At 32.7% G+C, this 25326-nt stretch carries 27 protein-coding genes; 2 read left to right on the top strand and 25 right to left on the bottom strand.

Going from position 1 to position 25326, the window contains the following annotated elements; genetic code table 11:
• Positions 1-33: 33 nt before the first annotated feature.
• On the top strand, positions 34-2799 hold the full coding sequence (locus RAH41_RS15045) for a transglycosylase domain-containing protein (RefSeq protein WP_331223585.1): 2766 nt from the start codon (positions 34-36) through the stop codon (positions 2797-2799).
• A gap of 183 nt (positions 2800-2982) precedes the next feature.
• On the opposite strand, the gene RAH41_RS15040 is transcribed toward RAH41_RS15045, so the two are convergent.
• The 17 genes from RAH41_RS15040 to RAH41_RS14960 form a co-directional block, all read right to left on the bottom strand.
• Positions 2983-3486: a YpoC family protein gene (locus tag RAH41_RS15040; RefSeq protein WP_331223584.1), complete on the bottom strand. Its 504-nt coding sequence runs from the start codon at positions 3484-3486 to the stop codon at positions 2983-2985.
• Positions 3476-4138, bottom strand: a complete 663-nt coding sequence (gene nth, locus RAH41_RS15035) for an endonuclease III (protein ID WP_331223583.1) — start codon at positions 4136-4138, stop codon at positions 3476-3478. Before nth ends, RAH41_RS15040 begins: the two co-directional genes overlap by 11 nt.
• Before the next feature lie 116 nt (positions 4139-4254).
• Complete coding sequence (locus RAH41_RS15030) at positions 4255-4983, bottom strand: DnaD domain-containing protein (RefSeq protein ID WP_331223582.1); 729 nt, start codon at positions 4981-4983, stop codon at positions 4255-4257.
• A 237-nt stretch (positions 4984-5220) separates the two neighbouring features.
• Positions 5221-6408, bottom strand: coding sequence for a pyridoxal phosphate-dependent aminotransferase (locus RAH41_RS15025; RefSeq protein ID WP_331223580.1), 1188 nt, complete (start codon positions 6406-6408; stop codon positions 5221-5223).
• A gap of 14 nt (positions 6409-6422) precedes the next feature.
• Entirely contained in the window at positions 6423-6887 is a 465-nt protein-coding gene (locus tag RAH41_RS15020; RefSeq protein ID WP_331223579.1) for a DUF5590 domain-containing protein, read from the bottom strand.
• Between the two features lie 11 nt (positions 6888-6898).
• Positions 6899-7069, bottom strand: coding sequence for a YpmA family protein (locus tag RAH41_RS15015; RefSeq protein ID WP_082459338.1), 171 nt, complete (start codon positions 7067-7069; stop codon positions 6899-6901).
• Positions 7070-7176: 107 nt separating this feature from the next.
• Positions 7177-9966: an ATP-dependent DNA helicase DinG gene (dinG, locus tag RAH41_RS15010; protein ID WP_331223576.1), complete on the bottom strand. Its 2790-nt coding sequence runs from the start codon at positions 9964-9966 to the stop codon at positions 7177-7179.
• Between the two features lie 173 nt (positions 9967-10139).
• Entirely contained in the window at positions 10140-10523 is a 384-nt protein-coding gene (gene panD / locus RAH41_RS15005; RefSeq protein WP_025671415.1) for an aspartate 1-decarboxylase, read from the bottom strand.
• A gap of 26 nt (positions 10524-10549) precedes the next feature.
• Entirely contained in the window at positions 10550-11395 is an 846-nt protein-coding gene (gene panC / locus RAH41_RS15000) for a pantoate--beta-alanine ligase (RefSeq protein WP_331223573.1), read from the bottom strand.
• A complete protein-coding gene (gene panB / locus RAH41_RS14995) occupies positions 11392-12234 on the bottom strand; it encodes a 3-methyl-2-oxobutanoate hydroxymethyltransferase (protein WP_331223571.1) in 843 nt (280 codons plus the stop codon). The genes panC and panB overlap by 4 nt, the downstream gene beginning before the upstream one ends.
• 381 nt (positions 12235-12615) lie before the next feature.
• Entirely contained in the window at positions 12616-13599 is a 984-nt protein-coding gene (locus RAH41_RS14990; RefSeq protein ID WP_331223569.1) for a biotin--[acetyl-CoA-carboxylase] ligase, read from the bottom strand.
• Complete coding sequence (locus RAH41_RS14985; RefSeq protein WP_331223568.1) at positions 13584-14777, bottom strand: CCA tRNA nucleotidyltransferase; 1194 nt, start codon at positions 14775-14777, stop codon at positions 13584-13586. The genes RAH41_RS14990 and RAH41_RS14985 overlap by 16 nt, the downstream gene beginning before the upstream one ends.
• 1 nt (position 14778) lies before the next feature.
• The gene (bshA, locus tag RAH41_RS14980) at positions 14779-15909 is read right to left on the bottom strand and encodes an N-acetyl-alpha-D-glucosaminyl L-malate synthase BshA (RefSeq protein WP_331223567.1); all 1131 of its coding nucleotides are present in this window, start codon (positions 15907-15909) and stop codon (positions 14779-14781) included.
• A 30-nt stretch (positions 15910-15939) separates the two neighbouring features.
• Positions 15940-16641 (bottom strand): bacillithiol biosynthesis deacetylase BshB1, encoded by a 702-nt coding sequence (gene bshB1 / locus RAH41_RS14975; protein ID WP_331223565.1) that lies wholly within the window; start codon positions 16639-16641, stop codon positions 15940-15942.
• A 20-nt stretch (positions 16642-16661) separates the two neighbouring features.
• A complete protein-coding gene (mgsA, locus tag RAH41_RS14970; protein ID WP_331223564.1) occupies positions 16662-17024 on the bottom strand; it encodes a methylglyoxal synthase in 363 nt (120 codons plus the stop codon).
• Positions 17025-17038: 14 nt separating this feature from the next.
• Positions 17039-17842, bottom strand: coding sequence for a 4-hydroxy-tetrahydrodipicolinate reductase (gene dapB, locus RAH41_RS14965; protein ID WP_331223562.1), 804 nt, complete (start codon positions 17840-17842; stop codon positions 17039-17041).
• A 1-nt stretch (position 17843) separates the two neighbouring features.
• Positions 17844-18173, bottom strand: a complete 330-nt coding sequence (locus RAH41_RS14960) for a nucleotide pyrophosphohydrolase (RefSeq protein ID WP_331223560.1) — start codon at positions 18171-18173, stop codon at positions 17844-17846.
• Between the two features lie 136 nt (positions 18174-18309).
• Here RAH41_RS14960 and RAH41_RS14955 point away from each other — a divergent pair, with 136 nt between their 5' ends.
• Complete coding sequence (locus RAH41_RS14955) at positions 18310-19182, top strand: YitT family protein (RefSeq protein ID WP_331223559.1); 873 nt, start codon at positions 18310-18312, stop codon at positions 19180-19182.
• Positions 19183-19250: 68 nt separating this feature from the next.
• Here RAH41_RS14955 and RAH41_RS14950 read toward each other — a convergent pair whose 3' ends face one another.
• From RAH41_RS14950 to RAH41_RS14915, 8 genes are all read right to left on the bottom strand, one after another.
• On the bottom strand, positions 19251-19931 hold the full coding sequence (locus RAH41_RS14950) for a zinc metallopeptidase (RefSeq protein WP_331223557.1): 681 nt from the start codon (positions 19929-19931) through the stop codon (positions 19251-19253).
• A gap of 58 nt (positions 19932-19989) precedes the next feature.
• A complete protein-coding gene (locus RAH41_RS14945) occupies positions 19990-20772 on the bottom strand; it encodes a sporulation protein YpjB (protein WP_331223555.1) in 783 nt (260 codons plus the stop codon).
• Between the two features lie 59 nt (positions 20773-20831).
• Positions 20832-21416 carry a DUF1405 domain-containing protein gene (locus RAH41_RS14940; protein WP_331223553.1) on the bottom strand — a complete coding sequence of 195 codons (585 nt, stop codon included), beginning with the start codon at positions 21414-21416 and terminating at the stop codon, positions 20832-20834.
• A 152-nt stretch (positions 21417-21568) separates the two neighbouring features.
• Positions 21569-22345, bottom strand: a complete 777-nt coding sequence (locus RAH41_RS14935) for a menaquinol-cytochrome c reductase cytochrome b/c subunit (protein WP_114343196.1) — start codon at positions 22343-22345, stop codon at positions 21569-21571.
• 63 nt (positions 22346-22408) lie between these two features.
• A complete protein-coding gene (gene qcrB, locus RAH41_RS14930) occupies positions 22409-23083 on the bottom strand; it encodes a menaquinol-cytochrome c reductase cytochrome b subunit (RefSeq protein WP_331223551.1) in 675 nt (224 codons plus the stop codon).
• 2 nt (positions 23084-23085) lie between these two features.
• The gene (locus tag RAH41_RS14925; protein ID WP_331223550.1) at positions 23086-23589 is read right to left on the bottom strand and encodes a ubiquinol-cytochrome c reductase iron-sulfur subunit; all 504 of its coding nucleotides are present in this window, start codon (positions 23587-23589) and stop codon (positions 23086-23088) included.
• A gap of 143 nt (positions 23590-23732) precedes the next feature.
• Positions 23733-24182 (bottom strand): DUF2487 family protein, encoded by a 450-nt coding sequence (locus RAH41_RS14920; protein ID WP_331223549.1) that lies wholly within the window; start codon positions 24180-24182, stop codon positions 23733-23735.
• Positions 24183-24747: 565 nt separating this feature from the next.
• Entirely contained in the window at positions 24748-25287 is a 540-nt protein-coding gene (locus RAH41_RS14915; RefSeq protein ID WP_331223548.1) for a ReoY family proteolytic degradation factor, read from the bottom strand.
• Between the last annotated feature and the right edge of the window lie 39 nt (positions 25288-25326).

Genomic DNA, 25326 nt, shown 5'->3' with positions numbered 1-25326 from the left:
TAAGTTCATTTGAAAGGCAGGAGAAACAAAAAAATGGCAAAAGAGTATAGTTCACGACAAGAACGAAAACAAATGGAAATGGAAAAGCCTTCAAGCGTTAAACCAAAAAAACGTGAAGGTTTATGGAAAAAGATTACTTTATCAATATTAACTTTAGCAGTACTTTGTATTCTTGGGGGAGTTGGAACTTTCTATTATTTAGTAAGTGATGCACCTAAACTTGATGAATCGAAGCTTAAAGTACCTTTATCGTCTACGATTCTAGATAAAAATGGAAATGTTATTGCTGAGTTAGGAACTGAACAAAGAACGAAAGTTTCATATAACGAGATTCCTAAAGTAGTAGAAGATGCATTTATCGCTACTGAGGATGTTCGTTTTTATAAGCATAAAGGTGTTGATATCCGCCGTGTGCTTGGTGCTGTTTTAGCTAATATTACTGGCGGATTTGGATCACAAGGTGGTAGTACGATTACTCAACAAGTTGTTAAAAACTCATTCTTGTCTCCACAAAAAACAATTAAACGTAAAGTACAAGAATGGTATTTATCATTCCAACTTGAACAAAAATATTCTAAACAACAAATATTAGAAATGTATTTAAATAAAGTTTACTTCTCAAATGGTTTAAAAGGCCGAGGAGTTTATGGTGTTGCAAAAGCAAGTGAAACATATTTTAGTAAAGATTTATCGAAAATTACATTACCTGAAGCAGCTACACTTGCTGGTATGGTACAAAGTCCAAATAACTACAATCCAGCAAAACATCCAGCTCAATCAGAAGCTAGAAGAAATGTTGTATTAAGCCAGATGAAAAAATATGGATATATAACGAATGAACAATATGTTAAAGCAAAAGCAATTCCAGAGAAATCATTAGTTAAACTTCATGAAAGTGGCCAAACAAAGTATCAAGCATTCCTTGATGTCGTTATGGATGAAGTAAAAAAATACGGTGATGCAGATATAAATACAGATGGATTAACAATAGAAACAACTTTAGATCCAAAAGCACAAGCTGCAGCAGATGAAATTATTAATCGTGGATCTGATTTTTATCCAAGTGATGATTTCCAAACTGGTTTTGTATTAACTGACACTAAAACGGGTGAAATTAAAGCTGTAGGTGCTGGAAGAAATACAACAAGTGGTGGTCTAAATTTCGCAACAGATATTAAGAGACAACCTGGTTCAACTATTAAACCAATCCTAGACTACGGTCCTGCTATACAATATTTAAAATGGTCAACTAATCATCAACTTGTTGATGAGCCATATCAATATTCTGATGGTACACCTATTCGAAATGCTGATAAATCATATAAAGGTAAATTATCGATTCGTAAGGCGTTAATTGGTTCAAGAAATATTCCTGCACTAAAAACAATGCAACAAGTTGGATTAGATAAATCACGTGAATTTGGTAACGGACTTGGATTTAACTTCCAAAAGGACAGTTTTTATGAGTCTCATGCAATTGGTGGATTTACAGGTGTATCTGCAATGGATATGGCAGGTGCATATGCAGCTTTTGGTAATGGCGGTGTATATATAAAACCACATGCTGTTACAAAAATTATCTATCAAGATAAAACTGAAAAAGTACTAGCTCCTGAACCAAAACAAGCAATGAGCGATTACACTGCATATATGATTACAGATATGCTACGTGACGTTGTTAAGGCACCAGGCGGTACTGGTGGTAGAGCTAACGTACCTGGACTTGATATGGCAGGTAAAACTGGTACTACAAACTACCCACAAGAAGTAAAAGACAAATATGGCTTCCCTTCTAATGCAACTCGAGATAGTTGGTTTGTTGGTTATACTCCAGATGTAACTATTTCGGTATGGACTGGTTATGAGAAAAATAAACAAGGTCATTATTTAAGTAAAACATCAACAAATATAGCAAAATATATTGCTAGAGATATGTTAGCAGCAACAGCTAATCGTTCATCTGAGTTCCATAAACCAAGTTCAGTTGTAAGTATACAAGACGAATTATATATTAAAGGTGAAAAAATGGATGACCTACCTACACCAGATACATTAGATCCGGCTAAAGGTGTTACAGCGAAATATGATGAAAAAACGAGCAGTGTTTCGTTAAATTGGCAGTATCCTTCTGACTTACTTGCTTCTACAACTTTTGAAGTAAACTATGATATTAACGGTGTCAAAGGCCAAACTCAAAAAGTTAATGGAACATCAGCAAAAATTAATGGAATCGTAGCTGGAAACAAAGTAAAAATTACGATTGTAGCAACCAATGGCGAAACTAAGAGTGCTGCAGTTACTGTTACAGTCGATTTAACCACAACCCAAGAACCTACTACCCCACCAGCTGATAATAATGGTAACGGTAACGGTAATGGTAATGGCAACGGCAATGGCAATGGCAATGGCAACGGCAACGGCAATGGCAACGGCAACGGCAACGGCAACGGCAACGGCAATGGCAATGGCAACGGCAATGGCAATGGCAACGGTACTGGTGACGGTACGGGCACTGGTACTGGTGACGGTACGGGTACTGGTACTGGTGACGGTACGGGCACTGGTACTGGTGACGGTACGGGTACTGGAAACGGTGACGGTACGGGCACTGGTACTGGTGATGGCAATGGTGGTGGAACTGGAGATGGTAATACAAATCCAACGACACCGCCAACAACACCAGACCCAACTAAACCAACTAAACCATCAAAACCAACTAATACGAATCCAACTTCGTATAACTCTGATTCATACTCAAATAATCGATTTAATAAGTTGGAACGTAATATTATTGCATAAATTAAAAACCTCCTCGTTTTTTGAGGAGGTTTTTCTATGTAATTATTTTAAACATTGACTCAATGAATAGCCAATTTACTCTAAATCTAAATAAGCCACCTCATCTTGAGAAGGTTTTTCTATGTAATTATTTTAAACATTGACCCAATGAATAGCCAATTTACTCAATCTAAATAAGCCTCCTCATCTTGAGGAGGTTATTTTTTGCTTATAATAAAGCTTTTCTAACTCTGTATATAAGCCAGAAAGTTGAATGAAAGAGTGATAGTGATCTGGTTGATTTAATACAAAACTAATACGCTCGTCTAAATTAATTGGCTTGATCTTTAATTTATCTAACTCCAGTAATAAATTATTTAAATTAAGTAGCAATTGACTATTTATCCATGTAAGGATTGATATAAAATTAGCTAAGCCTCTTATCATCGGCTCACATGCAAGTTTTCGATTCCGTTGTTTAAAGTAATTAGAAATCTGTTCAGATTCTTCTTTCCATTCCTTAATCATCTCTTTAATAATTTCATCACTTCCACTTGGGATGTTAAAGCTCTTATTAATTAGAATCTGATTGCTTTCATAAAAAAAAGGTTTATTTTTAATTTTAATTTCTTCATTGATTATTTGCTCATTAGCATTGTCTTTATAAAATGGCTTAACGATAAAATCCTTATGAATACTATTTGTCATTTACTCTCTTCACTTTCATTCGTTTTTTTCCTTCTCTACAAATATCAAGTAAAGGACATACTTCACAACTCGGCCTTTGAGCTTTACAATGGTATCTGCCAAAAAATATGAGTCGATGATGAGTTACTCCCCAGTCTTCGATCGGAACTTTTTTCATTAATGTCTCTTCTACTTCTAAAACAGAATCTTTCCAACGGCATATAGCTAATCTTTTTGAAACCCTCTCAACATGAGTATCTACTGCGATTGCTGGAATATTAAATGCGACTGACATTACTACATTAGCTGTCTTTCTACCGACTCCAGGCAATTTTACTAGCTCTTCTCTAGTACGTGGAACTTCTCCATTAAATTCATTAATAATCATTTCACTTAATTTTTGGATATTTTTTGCTTTGTTCCTGAAAAGTCCAATTGAGCGAATATCATTTTGTAATTCCTCTAAAGAAACATTTAAATAATCCTGAGGTTCTTTATATTTTTCAAATAAATTTTTTGTCACTTTATTTACTAAAACATCAGTACATTGTGCAGATAAAGCAACCGCTACTACTAATTCAAACGGATTCTTATGGTTTAATTCACAATGTGCATCGGGGAACATCTCACCAATTATATTAAGAACCCCATTTATTTGTTGTTTATTTAACATCTCAAGTACACTCCTTACTAAAAAAGAGCGAGGAGCATGTCCACGCTTCAGACAGTCTGAAATTCAAATTTTTTTGTAGATTGTTTACACAATAAAGCGAGGAGCATGTCCTCGCTTTATTTTTCAAGCCAATTATAAAAAGGAATTGATCCTGTATACTTTGTTTCGTTTTGTGGTTCTCTTGTTTCTTTTTTTCTAAAATGCTTACTATAATTCATTGCTTGGTCTACTTGCTTTATTCCATTTTTCTTCCACTCAAAAAGAATTCGATCTATATAACGAAAATTTAATTTTCCACTTATAACTGCTTCTTTAAGAGCAGTTTTTATTAGTTTTTCATTATGATCATCTTGATCCATCCACATTGTTAAAGTTTCAATCTCAAAAGGAGATAATAATCTACCAAATTCTTTTTCAAATACTAAGTAAATTGATTCCTCTTCTTGTTCAATAATTGAAGGAATAGTATGTTTTTCACTTGATTGTTGACCATTCTCGGTCAAATCAATTAATTTTAACCATAACGGCGAAAGTGAATATGCCTCACACCGTATATTATGATGGTCAATTTCTTCCGTAATTTCTAATAAACCTTTTTTAAGAAGTTCTCGAATAACTTCCATACATTTTTGTTCGTTTATTGACATAATCTTTGCTAATTGAGTAGGTGTTGGAAACGTATGACCTTGTTGTTGAAAAGAGTAAAGCTGTAGAATCATGACTAGTTCTTCTTCATTTATGTTTAAAGAAGAATAATGACTAAGAAGTATATTTGGAATACTAATATTCCCAAATTGAATCCAGTTTAAAATGCTATTATTATTCACTTCGAACACCTCTAGCATAGTATAGCATGATTACATAAAATAAACAGTAAAAGAAACTCATGAAATAAAAATAAATAGAGGCATGTAAATCACACCTCTATTTTAGTATATGTTTTTAGTAATTAAAAAACCAAGTAATAAATTATTTAATTAAGGAGATAGTCTGGTGTTTAAAATTCATATAAAAAGTATTGAAAAAAGCTAAGCATATGCTTAGCTTCAATATTTAAATAAGAGTTTTTTAACTGATTGAAATTAACTTAAAATACTTGCTTTCATGAATTCTTCAATGCGATCTAAAGCTTTATCTAACTGTACTTGTGATGTTGCGTATGATAGGCGGATATTATCAGGTGAACCAAATCCTGAACCAGGGATTACCGCTACATTAGCTTTTTCAAGTAATTCAGTAGAGAATTCATCTACATTTTGATAGCCAGCCATTTTAGCTGCTTCAGTCACATTTGGGAATAAATAAAATGCACCATTCGGTTTAACACAGCTAAATCCTGGAATTGTAATTAAACGCTCATAAGTTTTATTTAAGCGATCTTCAAACGCTACTCTCATTTCTTCAACAGGACCATCGCCTAACTCATATGCTTTAATTGTAGCGATTTGAGCCATTGTAGTAGGATTTGAAGTAGAGTGACTAGCAAGATTTGTCATGGCATTAATTATTTCCTTATTACCAACAGCATAACCAATTCTCCATCCTGTCATTGAATGAGATTTTGATACACCGTTGATTATAATCGTTTGCTCTTTAAGTTCTGGGCTTAATGAAGCAATTGAAACATGTTTTGCACCATCATATACTAATTTTTCATATATTTCGTCAGAAACGATTAATATATCATGTTTTAAACAAATTTCTCCGATTGCTTTTAATTCTTGCTCATTATAAATCATACCAGTTGGATTACTTGGTGAATTAATAATGATCGCTTTTGTATTCTTTGTAATTGCTGCTTCGATTTGTTCAGGTGTTACTTTAAATTGTTGATGTTCATAACCTTCAATAAATACTGGTACACCTTCTGCTAATATAACTTGCTCAGGATAGCTTACCCAGTAAGGTGTAGGAATAATTACTTCGTGACCAGGATCTAAAATCGCTTGGAAAAGTGTGTAAAGTGCATGTTTTGCACCATTTGTTACAACAACCTCTGCTGGAGAATAAGTTAATCCTTGATCTTTCAATAACTTATCACAAATCGTTTTTCTTAAAGCTGGTAAACCGTTTGAAGGTGTATATTTAGTTTGGCCTTTAAGCATTGCTGAATAAGCTTCTTCAATAATTTCAACTGGTGTATTAAAATCAGGTTCACCTGCACCTAAACCTATTACATCAATACCTTGATCTTTCATCTCTTTTGCTTTTGCTGTAATAGCTAGTGTTGTAGATGGTGTTAGTGCACTTACTCTTTTTGCTAGTTTCATCTTGTTAATTCCCCCTAAATACTATAACGTTTTAAAAGCTCTCCATTCTCGAAAGCAGCGTAGTAAAAATTATATCGGCCATTTTGGTCTATATATACTACTTCCCAAAGTGGTATTTTGTTCTCTATTCCTAATTTTACTTTATGTATTTTTTTTGGGCTTCTCTCACTGACTACTTTGTCAATGATTTGTTTTTGGGTCAATCCTTCACTTTTCTTTCGTGTAATAACTTCTCCATCCTGTACCCACGCGATCATTTCATTATTTGCATCATCTTTACCACTTACAACGATTGCTTGTTCTTTCCCATGGAAATAATCAGAAGTTTCCACAGATTTTAAATATCCTTGATTTAAAACAAGCTCTTCGGCATGTTTTTTATCATCATTTAGCTTTGAAATTGATGATTGATATGTGGCGATTAAAAATAATGAAAGAAAAATGATGCTTAATCCAAGGATGACTAACCATTTTTTCATATATACCTCATTTATGTTCGATAAATTGTAAATACCGCATATTCTTGATCTTCTTTATCAAGTGCAAGTCCAAACATTAAATCTTTTTCTTTTAAAGTACGATTTAAACTATCAACAATTTTGTATAAATCTCTAGTATATTCAATTTTTGTTGTTGATAATACTTCAATATTTGAATTCATGTTGCTCCTCCTAAAAATGTATTATAAATACATTACAATTTATGTCATTATACCACACGTCTAACCTTAAATCCCCTACTATTCTCATGCTAAATTTTGAAAAACTACTAAAAATCTTTTAATAATTCATCAATTGAATTAATTTTTATTTTGTTTTTCGGGATTAACTTTAAAAATTCTGAACCATAACTAGTATTGATTATGCGATTATCTAACACAAATAATGAACCTTGATCTTTTTCATTTCGTATTAGACGACCATAACCTTGTCTAAACTTAAATACTGCTAATGGTAAAGCCAATCTTGAGAATGAATTTTCTCCAGCTTTTTTTAATAAATTTGATTTAGCAATAAACATAGGCTTTTCAGGGTTTGTAAACGGTAAGCGTACAATGATTAAACAATCTAATTCTTCATTAGGTAGGTCAATTCCTTCCCAAAAAGTGTTCGTACCTAATAAAATTGTTTGTTTAGATTGTAAAAACTGTTTTATTAACTTTTGTTTTCCTCCAGGAGAAACACCTTGAGCTAATACAGATGAATTCAGTGAGTCAAAATCTTGTATTAATTGATCATAAGTCTGTTTTAATAAATCAAAAGCTGTAAATAAAACTAATGTTCGACCTTTTACTTCCGCAACAATTTTGCGAATTGTATTTGAAGTTTGTAATGCATACTCTTGTTGCGTAAGCTCTTTTATTCCCATTAAATCTGAAGGAATGTACACTCTCATCCCTTGGGCAAAATCATTTGGGACAGGATATATTTTTTCAATGACATCTTTATTTTCATTCATTCCTAATGATGACTTTATAAATGAGAAGGATGAATCAATCGACATCGTAGCTGATGTTAGTACAATTGAATTTCTTCCACTAATTAAATAATCTTGTATTAAATCTGCATTATCGACTTTTTCACAATAAAGCATCGTAGTATGAAATGAGCCTTTTGCTTCCGTTTCCATCCAGCAAATATAATGATCATTTTTATCGAATAATATTTCATAAAGACCATTTTTCATGCTTTTTAATTGTTCAATAATCATTTTAAACTCAGTAACGATTGAACGATGAAACGCTGATACCTTATTATCTTCAATTAAATTCAAATATTGCTCGCAACCCGTGAATAAAGTATTATTCACGTTAATTAATCTATTTGCACATTCTTGGATAACCTTCCAATTTTGGCTAGCAGTATTTTTATCACTTAGTGTAATTGACTGTCTAATGTTTTCTTTATCAAGCTCATTTTGTTTGCTTAAAATAAAATCACGTAATAACCTAAATAACTCTTCAGATTCATACTTTATTTCTTTTACTAAATGATCAACTTTTTTCCACCATTTTTCACGATTTGGTATTCCCTCATCAAATTTATATAAACGGTGAACAAGTTCATTACTATCAGTAGTACTTAATCTACTTAAATATTGATAATATTTTAAGCAAGAAAAAGTAATTCCAAAAGTTTTTGATGCTGCCTCCTCAAGTGCATGTGCCTCATCAATTATAATATTTTTGACAGAATTAAGTAAGTGATCTTTATTTTTTAAAGTAGACAATAAATAGGCATGGTTTGTAATAATTATATCGGCTAACATTAATTGATTTTTAGCTTTTTGATAAAAACATTTATGAAACCAAGGATTTGTTCTTTTATTTTCACTTTCTTCGTTACAACAAACTCGATCCCATAAGTGTAAGCCACCTGAAGGAAGTGATAATTCATCTAATTCTCCATTTTCAGTTTCAGTTAACCAAACTGTTATCATAGCCTTAGATAAAATACTATCGTAATTATCATCAAATTGTTCGCCAACAATATATTCAAATTTTTGCAGACAAAGATAATTTCTTTTACTTTGTATAGAAGCTATTTTTAACTGAAATGGAACTATTTTTTCAATGGTTTTAATCTGTTTTTTAAGTAATTGTTTCTGTAGCGAGATGGTACTTGTACTAATGACCACTTGTTTGCCAAATTGTTTTGAGAAAAATGCTGACGGTATTAAATACCCAAAAGTCTTGCCAACACCTGTCCCAGCCTCAGCTAAGAGAATTTTATTCTGGCTAAATGCATCGAACACATCATGCATATACGCAAACTGTTCATCTCTTTTTATAAAATTTGGAATTTCCACAGCCATCTGATCTACAAGTTCACGTTTAAGATGCTCGTCGAATTCTACGAAATCTTCTTCCTCTTGAGGTAGACTAAAGCTTCTTTTTTTAAGGGCTATTCGTCTAAATTCTTCAAAATCAACAGATTCATTTGAAAATGTTTCAGATTGTTTTTGAAGTATATCTGAAATATAGTATGTAATGTCACTTTTAAAGCTAGTGCTAAGTTTTTCTAAAATTTTTAATGACGCATATGGCAAGCTCTCAAGTTTTTTTAATAAAATTGTTAATAATTCAGCAGTTACTTCAGCATCACTATCAGCTTGATGAGGGTTTTCATGTTGAATATTGAATACTTTTGCTAAATCAGATAATTTGTAACTAGTTAAAGTTGGATATAAAATTCTCGTTAACTCGACTGTATCAATAGCTAACGGTGTAATTTTTGGTAAACCAATCCGCACAAATTCTTTTTGCAAAAAGGTTAAGTCAAAATGGACATTGTGTGCAACAAAATAGGCGTCATTAAACATCGGGTATAATTCTTCAACTATTTGTTCAAATTGAGGAGCATATTGAACCATCTCATCTGAAATCCCTGTTAGTTCGGAAATAAAGGTTGGAATATTCATGTTTGGATTAATAAAACTTGAAAACTGTTCAATAACTTCTCCACTTTCCAATAAAAAGGCTGCAATTTGAATAATTCGATCTTGACCTCTATTATTATTTCCGGTTGTTTCTAAGTCAACGACCACAAATTTATTCATATTTTGCCACCTCCAAATTCTCTATATAGATATTATTTTGCATAAACAGATTAAACAATACAACCAACAAAAAAATCCCCTAAAGAAGGGGATTTCAAATTGCCCTCAAACGCTCGTTTTCTTCACTGTTTTTCTAGTCTGTTAAATATTTTGATTACCCAGAAAGTTGTCTATTACTTAACTGTACCTGCAATTTCTTTGCCAATCATTTCGACAATTTCATTTGCATCATTTAAAATAGCAATCTTTGGTTCATGCTGATCCAGTTTCTCTTCCTCTACCTGACCGTATGCAATAATAATTACTTTGTCGCCTTCTTGGACCAATCTAGCTGCTGCACCATTAAGACAAATTACTCCACTTCCACGTTTTCCTGGAATAACATATGTCTCAAGTCGTGCACCGTTATTATTATTTACAATTTGAACTTTTTCGTTTTCAAGTACATCAACAGCATCCATTAAATCTTGATCAATTGTTATACTTCCAACATAATTTAAATTAGCTTCTGTAACTGTAGCTCTATGAAGTTTTGCTCTCATCATTGTGCGAATCATGTCATTTCCCCCTAGTTGTTCAATCCTTAAATAGAAATTATCATATTATCAATTAAGCGAGCATTAGAAAATTTTACGGCTAACGCAATAATTACTTTTCCTTTTATTTTATTTAAAGGCTCTAAATCTGGATATGAATAAATACTTACGTAATCTACTGTTCCAGATGTTTCGCTTTGTATTGTAGAAATAATAGTTTGCTTAAGTTGAGCAGGATTTAAATTCCCATTATTTATCTCTTCAACTGCTTTTTGTAAACTCTTATAAAGAACTGGTGCTTCTTTTCTTTCTTTGTCTGTTAAATAGACATTTCTAGAACTTTTAGCTAATCCATCTTCTTCTCTAATAGTTGGAACTGGATTAATATTTACAGGAATATTAAAGTCTTCAACTAAACCTTCAATAACAGCGACTTGCTGAGCATCCTTTAATCCAAAATATGCCTGGTCTGGTTGAACAATATTAAATAATTTTGTTACAACTAATGCCACACCATCAAAATGTCCAGGTCTTTTTTCACCACAAAGGACATCTACTCGTTTTGTTACTTTCATTGTTGATTTTAAATCATTTGGATACATTTCTTCAACTGTTGGATAAAAGAGGTAATCTACACCAGCATTTAGTGCAACTTTTTCATCTCTTTCAAAGTCCCTTGGATATCGATCAAAATCTTCATTAGGGCCAAATTGAGTCGGATTAACAAAAATACTTAAAACGACGATATCATTATTTTTTCTAGCTTCTTCTAATAATGATGCATGACCTTCATGTAAAAACCCCATTGTTGGAACAAATCCAATCGATTTTTCATTTTTCCTGTGAATTTTTAGTTCATTTCTTAAATCATTTATTGTGTGAAACACTTTCATTGCGAACTTCCCCCGTATAATGCCTTTAGCTGTTCTTCTTTCATCGTAAACGAATGTTTCGTATCTGGAAATTGTCTAGTTTTAACTTCTTGGACATAGGAAGCAATTGCATTTTCAATTGTTGTAGATACATCTGCATACTGTTTAACAAACTTAGCTACTCGACCAACACCATATGTTATTAAATCGTGGTAAACAAGTACTTGACCATCTGTATCAACACCAGCACCTATTCCTATTGTTGGAATGGAAAGATCCTTAGTAATATCCTTGGCAATTTGCTTTGGTACACATTCAAGTACGATTGCAAATGCTCCTGCTTCTTCACATTTTTTTGCATCATTAAACAATTTCATCGCACTTTCAGAGTCACGTGCTTGAACTTTATAGCCACCTAATACACCTACTGATTGTGGAGTCAATCCTAAATGAGCTACAACAGGTACTCCCGCGATAGTTAATGCTTTAATCACTTCGATAACATTTTCATCTGCGCCTTCAACCTTAACTGCGTGGGCATCACCCTCTTGCATAATGCGACATGCACTACGTAAAGCCTCTTCTTTTGAAAAGTGGTAAGACATGAATGGCATATCTGTCACAATAAACGTATTTTTTGCCCCACGTTTAACTGCTTTTGAGTGATGAATCATGTCATCTACAGTAACCTTTATTGTAGAATCATATCCTAGGACAACATTCCCAAGTGAATCACCGACTAAAATCATATCTACTTCACTTGCTTCTGCTAATAATGCTGAAGGATAATCATAAGCAGTAATCATGACGATTGGCTCATTGTTTTGTTTCATGTTTAAAAAATCTTTTGTTGTTTTCATCTTTTTTCCTCCTTTTAAATGAAGAGGAAATGGGGGCTACAATAAAAAAACTTTGCTCTTTTAGAGAACAAAGGAAAATTGTAAACCGTCTCATTCCTCTGTCCCAGTCCTTATAGGATCAAGGCAGACACATTTTTAAAATTGATTTTTTAAAACCTGGTGTAGTTCTTCTTAGGATACTAAAGTTTGATTGACCCTATTCAGATACCACCCTTGAAGCATCAACGGAAGTCGCGACCCTTCCCATACAGTTTATAGTAAGAATAGCAAGTAAGTAAAGAAAAAACTTGGTATTATTTACAAATAGACGTGATAATTATACGGCAAATAAAACAACTCTCTTTCAAATTTAAAAAGAGAGTTGTTTTATTTCGTATTACATTATTTCTTTATCGAAATATCCGCTGAATAGATGGTATGAATATTACCTAAATTGTCTTCAATCAATAATTGACCTTCATCAGTAATTCCAATGGCGTTACCAACAATTTCTTCGGTTAAAGTTGTGGCTTTTATTTGTTTCCCTAAAGAAATTGCATAACTTTCCCATAAAATTTTAATCGGTTTAAATCCTTTTTCTAAAAATATTTCATAGAACTTTTCAAATTCAGCTAATATAGCTTGAATTAAATTAGCTCTCATAAAGGTTTGTCCTTTTTCAATACGTAATGAAGTAGCGATATCTGACAGTTCTAATGGGTAATCTTCTTCAACTTGATTTACATTGATCCCAATACCTATAACAACGCTTTTAATACAATCAGCGTCACCTTGCATTTCAGTTAAGATTCCACAAACTTTTTTATTATTAATTAAAATATCATTTGGCCATTTTATATTTGGATGTAAACCGGTCACTTTTTCAATGGCTGAAGCAACGACTACAGCCGTTAATAATGTTAGCTGAGGTGCTACTCTAGGTGAAATAGCTGGTCTAAGGATAACACTCATTGCGATTGCTTTTCCATCTGAAGTTAACCAGTTTCTTTGTAATCTGCCTCTACCTAATAATTGACGCTCAGCCAAAACAATCGTACCTTCTGGAGCATCATTTAGTACTAATTCATTCGCTATCGTTTGGGTTGAATTAGTTTCTTCTTGGTATACGACATTTCTTCCAAATTTTTTCGTTTCTAAACCAAGTTGAATATCCGTAGGAGTTAATCGATCAGATTTGCCTGTTATTTTATATCCAACCTTTCTAACTGCTTCTACTTCGATTCCTTCGTCTTGCAATTCTTTCATATATTTCCATATTGCAGTACGTGAAATTCCTAATTCATCACTCAAAAATTGACCTGATAAATATTCATTACTATTTTCAGTAAATAATTGTATAATTCTTTCTTTTACTTTTGAAGCCAATTTATGAACCACTCCTTAACAGCAAGTTGGTTATTCTCAAGCTGGTTCTCTACTATTTGTAATTCTATTTCACTTAAAACTTCTTTCAACCAAGGACCACCTTTTAATTGTGACCACTCTAATAAATCATTACCTGTGATACATATATCTGACTTTGAATAAATCGGTAATTGATTATATAAATTCTTTAATGAATTCTCATTAAATTCATTTGCATCGATATGATTAATGACACACTGTAAACGCTCATATTTGATTGCATCTGGTAATCCAACTTGATATAACTTTGTATTGCTCCATTTCATTTTCGTTTCATTTAACAAATTATAAATCTTTACTATTTGTTTCATGCGACTATTGGACATCTTCCAATTTCTTAAAACCTGTTCCGGGTTATCAGAATTACATTTATATAATATTAGCGCCCAAATCTCTTCAATTGTTTTTAATGATTGAATCGGTAATTCTAATAGATCATTAAACTGATTTGTATATTCTTTTAAGCTTGGCAGATGATTTACTAAATTTGTTTGTATTAATAGTTCGATGCCCTTTTTAGGTGATTTTCCTATTAACATTTTTTCGATTTCAACCGAAATGCGTTCAATCGCTATATTTTCAATTAACTGTTTATTTGATTTAATTGCGTTAAACGTTTCATCATGTAAACGAAAATCTAATTGGCTTACAAACCGTATACCTCTTAGCATTCTAAGAGCATCTTCCTGAAATCTTTCCTTCGCTTCACCGACACATTTAATTAACCCATCATAAAGATCAATCGTACCATTAAAAGGGTCTATTATTTCATTTTTTGTCGTCATAGCAATGGAATTCATCGTAAAATCTCTTCGTTTTAAATCTTCTTCGATTGACTTTACGAATGTAACCTCCGATGGTCTACGAAAATCATAATATGTTGATTCAGTTCGGAATGTTGTTATCTCATATGGTTCACTATTTTGTATTACTAGAACCGTACCATGCTGTAACCCAGTAGGAACGGTTTTTGGAAATATTGACATAACTTCTTCAGGTAAGGCTGAAGTTGCAATATCAATATCTCCAATTGTTCTATTTAATAATTTATCTCTTACACAACCGCCGACAAAATAGGCCTCGAAACCATTTTTAATTAATCTATCTAAGATCGGCTTTGCTTTTTCAAAAATTTCCATATTATTTCATTCCCAATAACTCATTATAAATGGATAAATATTGTGAAACGATTTTATTTGATTGAAATCTTTCTTTAACTATTTCAATCGCACGACTTGATATGCGTTTATATAGTTTTTCATCTTGTAATAAGTTGAGTGTATAATAAGCAATTTGATCAATATCTCCTAGTTCACAAATATATCCATTTTCTCCATGTTCGATTACTTCTGGAATCCCGCCAACTCTAGTACCGATACATGGAACTCCACAAGCCATCGCCTCAAGTAATACTAAACCAAAGCTTTCTTTTGATGAAAGAAGTAATTTTATATCGCTCATTGAAAGTAACTCTTCAACATTTTCTTGCTTTCCTAAAAATAAAACATCATCTTCAATTCCAAGCTCTCTTACTAATTTACATAAACTTGAGATTTCCGGACCATCACCAACTAATAGTAACTTAGATGGAATTTCTTTTCTTACTAAGTTAAATACATCTACTACATCTTTTGTTCGTTTAACTTGACGGAAATTAGAAATATGTATTATGACTTTTTCGTGCTCTTGAATCCCGTATTCTGCTTTTAATGCCTGACAATTTCTTTTGTAATACACTCTTTCATCAATAAAATTATATACAGTTTGTATTTCTTTATCAGGGTTAACTAATTCCTCTGTTTGACGTATTAAATCATTTGAGACCGCAGTTACAACATCTGATTTTTCAATACCGAACTTAATTAACTCTGTTAATGATGAGTCATAACCAAGAACAGTTATATCTGTACCATGTAAGGTCGTTACAATTTTAATATCATGATGAATCATTTGTTTTGCTAGAACAGCACATATTGCATGCGGAATCGCATAATGTACATGTAAAATATCTAATTTTTCACGGTTTGCAATTTCAGCCATCTTACTAGCCAATGCTAAATCATATGGTGGATATTGGAAAACTGAATATTGATTTACTTCAACTGCATGATAATAAATATTAGGATATACTTTATTTAAACGAAACGGCATACTTGATGAAATAAAATGAATTTCATGTCCTAGTTCTGCTAATAACTTTCCTAGCTCAGTCGCAATCACACCAGAACCGCCCACTGAAGGATAACATGTAATCCCAATTTTTAATTTCATTTGATCTCTCCTAAACTTCTTCATTTCTTCTTAAACTAACCAATCTGCATTTAATAGGAGTGGTCTCTTTGACATAAACCCTTCGCCATATGGCACTCCAGCTTCTTTCCCAAAAATTTTCTCTCTTGCAATTACGCTATTTACATAGTCGTTTGTTAAAGGCGTAACTACACCATCCGGACCCGGAGTAAATTGACTTTCATATGCTTCTAAAGCTGCCCTTTTGTCCTCAATCGTTTCTGAAACATCAACTATAAAATCAGGCCGATGAAACCCATTAATCATGTATTGAAAAACGTGTTTTACTTTGTGGGCTTCATGATTTGTATTTACATTAAATTTTCTAATCCCAGATGAGAATACAGCTTCTTCTACTATTTTTGTACAGTTACCATGATCAGGATGACGATCCACTTCATATGGCGAGAAAATAATACTAGGCTTCGTCATTCGAATTAAAGCAGTTACTTGTTTAATCGCTTCCTCAGATAAGTATAGCCCCCTATCTGGTAATGATAAATTAAAACGCTTAGAAACCCCTAAAATCTTATCTGCTTCTTCAGCTTCTTTTCTTCTAATAAAAGTATCCCCATTTGATGAGAGCTCTGCTTCAGTTAAATCACAAATAGCAACTTTATAGCCTAACTTAGTAAACTTAGCTATCGTGCCTGCCATACCAATCTCAACATCATCTGGATGCGCTCCAAATGCAAGTACATCAAAATATTCCACTTATCTCACTCTCTTTCAAACTAACTAAAAAATTTCACTACTGCCTTAGCGGTTTGAATGTTCGTTGCCACTGGGACATGAAAAACATCACATAGCCTTAATAATGCATTTACATCCGGTTCATGCGGTTGAGCAGTTAATGGATCCCTAAAAAAGAAAATCGCATCCATTTTCCCTTTGGCAATTAATGCACCTATTTCTTGATCTCCTCCGAGTGGACCGGATTGAAAACGATAAACTTTTAAATTTGTATTTTCCATTACGCGTAGTCCTGTAGTACCTGTTGAAAATAGTTCATGCTGTTGAAAAAAAGATTCATTTTCTTGAACGAAAGTTACTAATGCGTCTTTTCTCTTATCGTGAGCAATTAGAGCTATTTTCACTACCTGCACCACCTTTAGTCCATTATATTTTCTAAACCATACACTAGCTCTGAAAGTTTCATTACTTCCTCAACAGCTACTTTAACTCCAGACATAAAAGAAGCCCGATTCATTGAATCATGTCGAATCGTTAATAGTTGACCATCTCCACCGAATAAAACTTGTTGATGTGCAACTAAACCAGGTAATCTCACACTATGAACTCTCATTCCATTTAGATCAGCACCTCTAGCTCCAGCTTCAGTTTCAACTTCATTTGGATGTCCTTGTATTTTCGATTCACGAACTTCCTCAATCATTTGAACTGTTTTAAGAGCTGTACCTGAAGGCGCATCTAATTTTTGGTCATGATGTAACTCAATGATTTCGATATCTTTAAAATATTTCGCAGCCATTGCAGAAAACTTCATCATTAATATAGCACCAATTGCAAAATTAGGTGCTATAATACAACCTAGCTGATTATTTGAAGCTAACTCTTTTAAATCATCAAGCTCCTCTTTTGTAAAACCAGTTGTCCCTATTACAGGTCGAATACCATTTTTTAATGCTAAAAATGCATGTTTTTTTCCAATTTCTGGTGTTGTTAAATCAACAAGTACATCAAAGCTTTCATTTTCAATACATTGCTCTAATGTTTCATATATGTTTGCTTCACCTTTAAAGTCTGGGCTAACTTTTTGGATTTGTTCTCCACCTAATTTATAGTCTACTGCAGCTACAAGGTGAAAATGCTCAGTTCGATTAATTAATTGTAAAGCTTCAATCCCCATTTTACCTCTGGGTCCTGCTAATACTACTCTAATTACCTTTTCCATTTTAAACTTCCTTCCTTGTCCAACGATCTTTATCTCGCGTATTAAACTTATTCATTACCATATCATGTGCTTCTTGTAAGTCTATATTTAGGCTATTTGCTAAACAAATCATAACAAATAATACATCACCTAACTCTTCTTCAATTAGCTTTTCTTCTTCAGTGCTTTTCTTTGGCTTTTCACCAAAGGTATGATTGATTTCTCTAGCTAACTCACCCATTTCTTCAGTTAACCTAGCCATCATTGCTAAAGGACTAAAATACCCTTCTTTAAATTGACCTATATATGTATCGACTTCTTTTTGCATTTCTTTCATCGTTTTTTCGTGCATACTAATATCAACTCCTCAATTAAATCTTATCGAATTGACCACTTTTTGACAAATTATATATTATTTTACTTGAAAAAAATACAAGATAAGATAAAAATAAGAGTTTAGGGTAATTTTTATAGTATGGAGGAAGTATATGATTTTTAAATTGAAGTTACGCAATATCTTTTTTATTATTTTAGGTTCTGCAATTTTTTCTTTTGGAATTATGAATATAAATATTCCAAACAATCTAGCGGAAGGTGGCTTTACGGGAATTAACTTAATTCTTTTAGCTGAACTAAATATTCCAGTTTGGATCTCTAACTTAGCCTTAAACGTCCCTTTATTTTTTATTGGTTGGAGATTACTTGGTACAGTGACAATGCTTTATACAATCATTGGAACTGTAGCAGTCTCTTTCTTCTTAAAATTATTTGAAAAATTTACTTTCAATATAGATGTTCATGGCGATTTAATGTTAGCTTCATTATTTGCAGGTGTATTTATTGGTGTAGGTTTAGGAATTATTTTTAGATTTGGTGGAACTACTGGTGGTGTCGATATTATCGCTCGTTTAGCCTATAAATACAAAGGGATTAATATGGGGAAAACGATGTTTATTTTCGATTTTGTTGTCATTTCGCTTTCACTGTTAACTTACTTAAAAGCATATGAAGCAATGTATACTCTAGTTGCAGTTTTTGTCGGAGCAAGAATTATTGATTTTATGCAAGAAGGTGCATATGCTGCTCGTGGAGCAAATATAATTTCTGAGAAAAATGATTTAATTGCGGCTCGAATTATGAAAGAAATGGAACGCGGCGCAACTTATTTAAAAGCAACTGGAACATTTACTGGAGAAAGTAAAGACGTTTTATTTTGTGTCGTACCAAAAAACGAATTAGTTCATTTAAAAAATATCATTCAGGATATCGATCCACACGCTTTTGTAGCCGTTACAGAAGTGCATGATGTATTAGGTGAAGGCTTTACGCTAGATGAAAATAAAGTCCCTCTTCACCCTTGATTTTTAACTGAAACAAAAAGAGGTTCTTGGCAATTTTTGCCAGAACCTCTTTTAAATTTATAATCATATTAATCATCACTACGTGTCATACCAGTATAAATTAAAATCAATCTTAATAATTCTGCGACGGCCACCGCTGCCGCTGCAACATATGTCAATGCAGCAGCATTTAAAACACGTTTTGCATAAACATGCTCATTTGAATTAATGATGCCTAATGTCGTAATCTGTTTTAAGGCTCTACTTGAGGCATTAAATTCAACAGGAAGTGTAACAACTTGAAACAATACACCTAGTGCTAATAAAATGATCCCTATTAATAATGCACCTGATAGACGTGAAAACATGCCAATTAATATAAATATATAAGAAAAATTGGAACTGAAATTTGCAACAGGAACTAATGAATGACGGAATCTTAAAAAGCTATAGTCATTCGCATCTTGAATTGCATGTCCTACTTCATGAGCAGCAACTGCAGTACCAGCAACTGAATATCCATAATAATTTTCAGTTGACAATCGTACAACTTTTGCACGAGGATCATAGTGATCAGATAAATATCCTCGAGTTTCCTCTACTGCCACATTGTATAATCCATTTTCATTTAAAATTTTTCTGGCTACTTCTGCACCTGTTAAATGTGATGTAGAACCAACTTGTGAATACTTTTTAAAAGTTGATTTAACCTTCATTTGCGCATATAAAGGTACAAGCAACAAAATTAAAAAGTAAATTAAATAACTCATTGTAATTCCTCCAAGGAGTGTGATTTTACGATATTGTAATAACTTTTAGAGAAATTTGTCAATCATTATGTTCTCTTCTTTTTTTGTTCTTATTTCGATCACCTATATATTTTCTCCAACCGACATAACTTAATGTACAAACAATAATAATCCCAGTTGTAAAGATTGTCCATATTGAAACAGGTGGAATAATTGAATTACCTTGATCAAAAATGAATAATAATTCACTTTTTGTCTCATCCAACTTTTGTTGAAAAGCTGGTATAGAATCTTGGTTAATACGATAGTCATCTAAAAACGAAACAAGTGAATTTATTTTTTTTACTTCATCATATGGAAGATCCATGATAAGACTTGGATAAATAATCTCAAACTGGTGTAAGAATTGATTTAATTGCGTTTCATATGCTTCAGAATTACCTCGTTTATATGCTGACTCCATATTCTCTAGCGGAGTCATAACCGACTTTTTCATTTCCTTCCACATCGGCTGCATAGTTGTTTCTCCAGCATCAATCAATAATCTCAAACCAAGTACATCAGCAACTTTTTCTTGTGGATCAATTGCATCATTTGTTAAGGATCCTAGCGCATTTTGAAAAGTAACTGAAATTGTTTCTAACTCCTTTGGTGTGAAATCCTTATTCTTTTTTGCTGATGCCATATACGTTGATTCTAATTGTTCTAATAAATTAGCGCCATGAACATAATCACCATCTTGTACTAAAGAGAGCGATTTTTCAATTAGAGAAGTTTCTTGATCTATTTTAGCGTACCCTTTTACGGTATTAAATGAAAAGAAAATAAAAAAAACGCTTATCCCTGCAATTAATTTTTTCATCAAACCCCTCCCTCATAACTACTAATAATTATGAGAGAAAGGACAAGATTAGAACTTGTTCAAGCACGAGCTCTATTTTTTAAAATTAACTGGTAATAAGCTATTAAAATAACAAATATCGTTAACCAAAATGTAATTAAAGCAATCCAAATTCTGTAATCAGAAAGCATATAGTATTCTGGCATTGTACCAAAAACATAGTCAAAAATTACATCTTGTAAAATCCAAATACTCGCAACAGTCAAGTGCCATTTTTTAACTAGAAATGTCCTTGCATATAAAACAGCTTGGATTGCCATAGCTCCATGTGAAAAAATTAATAAATATGCAACCGCATCAAGTCCACCTGATAAATAAAGAACCATTCCATTCATAATAACTGCCCATATACCATATTTCATCAAGCTTACATATGCTAGTGCTTCTATTAGTCCATTCCGTTTATTTAGAATGAAAAGTAACAGTACAATACAAAAAAATAATGATGCAGTTGGACTGTCAGGTACAAATAATTTTAACCAACCAGGAGTAATCTCAAGTTGAGATTTATACCAATAGTATCCATAGATTGTCCCTAGTACATTTATTATAAATAAAGCAATTAGGTTCGGTTTAAGCCTTAGCATCGTATAGAGTAAGTTCACTGTTTCACTTCATCTCACTTTCACTTTTGGAGATTTAATAAATTTATAACACAAAGTTCACAATTTATATGTATCATCACATTTTTTACATGTTATTATTTCAGTATACAATAAAACATAAAAAAAGAGTCGAAAATTCGACTCTCTTTTAATTACTCTGTTTTACCTGCTTTTGAAACGAATTCAGCTAGTACTTTAAGTTCTGCATCAGTACCTTTAAATACACCAGCTGGCATCGCTTTTCGACCGTTTCTTGCGATATGAGCGATTTCTTCAGGTTTTAAACCATTATTTTGAAGACTTGGAGCTGCTGCGCCACCTTCAAGATTATCGCCATGACAAGATACACAAGTATTTTTTTGCAATAGTTTATATGCTGGATCTTCTTTATTTAATTCAACAAAAGTACGGATTTTACCTTGTTCTTTTTGTTTTTTCCAGTCATGGTGTGCCGCAGCTTCCCATGTTAAATAAATTACACCAGATAAAGCTAATAACATAAAGCCTGTTGCTAAAGGACGTTTAATTGGTTTTCGATGTGGACTACGATCTAAGAATGGCGCTAATAATAAGCCACCAAATGCTAATCCAGGAATTACGAAAGCACCAATTATGTTATAGTCACCAGAAGCATAGCTATATTTTAAGAATTGATATAAGAATAAGAAATACCAGTCTGGTAATGGCGTATAGCCAGTATCAGTTGGGTCTGCAACCCTCTCAAGTGGAGATGGATGTGCAATTGTTAATGTTAAGTATCCAATTAAGAAAACTGCTCCTACCATCCATTCTTTTAATAAGAAGTTTGGCCAGAATGCTTCAGTTTTACCAGGATATTCTGAATAATCCTTTGGAACATTAGGTTTACGTCCTGCCATTGCAGGGACACGTGAGTCACCTACAAATTTCATTCCTTTACCGCGATGCATGTTCTCCCTCCTTTATTTCGACACACTTTAGTCATTTTTTACTAAAGCCCCATGCACTAAATCTTAAAGTGGACCTGAAATACCTTGCTTACGAATAATTAAGAAATGGGCACCCATAAGAGCAAGTAAAGCACCAGGTAAGAAGAATACATGGATTGCGAAGAAACGAGTTAATGTTTGTGCACCGATGATGTCCGGATTACCTGCAATTAACGTTTTCACTTGCTTACCAATAAATGGTGTTTGTTCAGCAATTTGCAGACCTACTTTAGTCGCAAATAACGCTTTCATATCCCAAGGTAATAAATATCCAGTAAAGCCTAATCCAAGCATTACGAAGAAGATTAAAACCCCTACAATCCAGTTAAGCTCACGAGGCTTTTTATAAGCGCCTTGGAAGAATACACGTAAAGTATGTAAAAACATCATAACGATTACTAAACTTGCACCCCAGTGATGCATACCACGAACGATTTGTCCGTATGCAACGTTGTTTTGTAAGTAATAAACTGATTCCCATGCATTTTTGATATCTGGAACATAGTACATAGTTAAGAACATTCCAGATAAAATTTGAATCACTGTAACGAAAAATGTTAATCCACCGAAGCAATATACGAATGCTGAAAAATGGTGTGCTGGATTAACGTGTTCTGGTACTTCATGATCAGCGATATCTCTCCAAAGAGGCGTAATTTCTAATCGCTCATCTACCCAGTCGTAAATTTTGTTAAGCACGATTATTTACCTCCTGTATTTGGTTCTAGTTTACCAAGATAGAAAGAATCACCTTTCACTTTTACCGCATAGTTGTCTAGTGGACCAAGCGGTGGTGTACCTTTAATGTTTTTACCATCCTTATGGTAACGACCCCCATGACATGGACAGAAGAATTGATTTGGAAAATCTTTATTGTCGTTCCAACCAACTGTACAGCCTAAATGCTTACAAGTAGGTGATAACGCAACGATGTCTCCATTTGAATTCTTGTACACCCATGCAATGTGTGACGCGTCAGATTTAACCCAACCATCCACCTGCTTAACTTTAAAGTCAAAGCGTTTTGGTTCAGTCGTTAAATCTTTAACTAGTCCAACTTGCACCATTGCTCCAGCTGCTTCTTTTTGTAAGACTGGGTCAATGGCAAAACGAGCCAATGGCATTAGCATTCCTGCTGCCATAAAGCCGCCTACACCTGTTAAAGTGTAGTTTAAAAACTGGCGTCTTGAAACCTTTTCACTCATGAAAATTCCCCCCTCTATCACAAGTACTCCTGTACGGACAACAGCTATAATAATAAAACTAGGACACTTTCATAATATAATAACAAATTTAGAAGGTCAATAATATCCTAATAATAATCATAGTAATAATGTTGTTTTTATTTTTATCCCCATATTTTAGAAAATAATGCATTTATGTGTGATAATTGTTTATCTACAATTACGCGTTGTGATGATTCTTCTAAGCTATTGATGTTTAAATTAGGTAACCAAATTAATGATTCCTCCAGTTCAGCTTCTGACTGTCTCCAATCAAAATCACATGTTAAATAAAAAACATGCTTAATCCCACTAGCTTTAAACTCTTCATTCCAAGATTTTAATCGGCTTATTTTATTAGATTCTTCAGGTAAATAAGTAAATTCCGGAGCGATAACAACTCTGCCTTTATATGCACGTTCAAGTTCCGAAGTAAGAATTATTAGGTCCTCTCTTTGCTCGGCTAGACCAATATTTTCTTTTTTCAAAGAAACAGGACAAAGTGGAATAATGATCGTATCGATGTATTCCAGATTCTCAATAACTTGATTTAATTCATTAGTTGTCCATTTCATCAAAATTACCTCTTTCTATTAAAATAATTTATTTATAATTGTGAAATTTTTGTGAACAAATGTCTATTTTCCATTTAACCATACATTACTATTTTAAGAAAGAAAAAAAGCCTGCTAAAAAGGATTTTCAGTCATTTGAAAGGGTTCTTTATATTCAATTCAGAAATACCAGAATTTAGTTTTCTGATTAATATGAAAGAATAACAATGGTTTATCAATCAAAAACCAAGAATCTTACTATGTTATGTGACTTTTTTACTAACTTTTTTTAATGAGTATTTTTTTATATGTAATTTGAAATCTTAAGTGTTCATACTGTAAATTTCAAACTTTAATAAATTTCATTGAAACGCTTTGCTCCTGTGGGCAATACAAGATGTTCAAAAACCTAATGGGTACGCCTCTGATGATTTAGATCAAGAATGTAGCCACACTTAAAAGAGAAGTAAAATGGAAATTAACCCCACCTATCTTATTTAACAATAAAATTTTATTGTGTTCAATTAGCAAATACCTTTTTAACAGTAAAAAAGCCCCCATTATGAGGACTTTTTTCGGTTTTACATTAAGTTAATGAATTCAGTTGCTTAGTTAATTCTTGAAAAAGCTTTTTGTCTTGTTTATCTAGAGCATCGTCAATCATTTTCATCAATCTGTCTTTTTGGAAATTAATAATTGAATCTGACAATAACTTTTCGGCAATTACTCGGTCTTTTTCGTTACTATTTAAGTTTTTTGGTATATGTGGGTTCTCTTCTAAAACTGAAACAAACATCGGATATTGAAAAGAAGATTTAAAATTGAGCTGGATATAAATATCCTCATCCCTATTTAGTCGAATATCGTGAAAAGATTTCTCTGCATCAGTCGTCATAACATTTTGTTTATAAAAATGAAATGGGACTTCTTTAACACAGTTTGTCGACATCACTAACCCGCGTGGACAATATTTAGACTGCTCTACAAAATGAACCTTTTTCATTAAATAATCATGGCTCATCAGGTAATTTAAAATCCAAACACATTCTCTTTGCTTTAACTGAAAATTACTTAGAAACCATTTAACAAAATCTTTCTTCTCATTCACAGATACAGGGGTTGCCATTATTAAATCCCTCCTCTGTCCATAAAATTTGTCCCCTTT

Source organism: Gottfriedia acidiceleris (assembly GCF_036421055.1).
Lineage (GTDB): Bacteria > Bacillota > Bacilli > Bacillales > Bacillaceae_G > Gottfriedia > Gottfriedia acidiceleris_C.
This window is presented reverse-complemented; position numbering and strand designations above follow the sequence as displayed.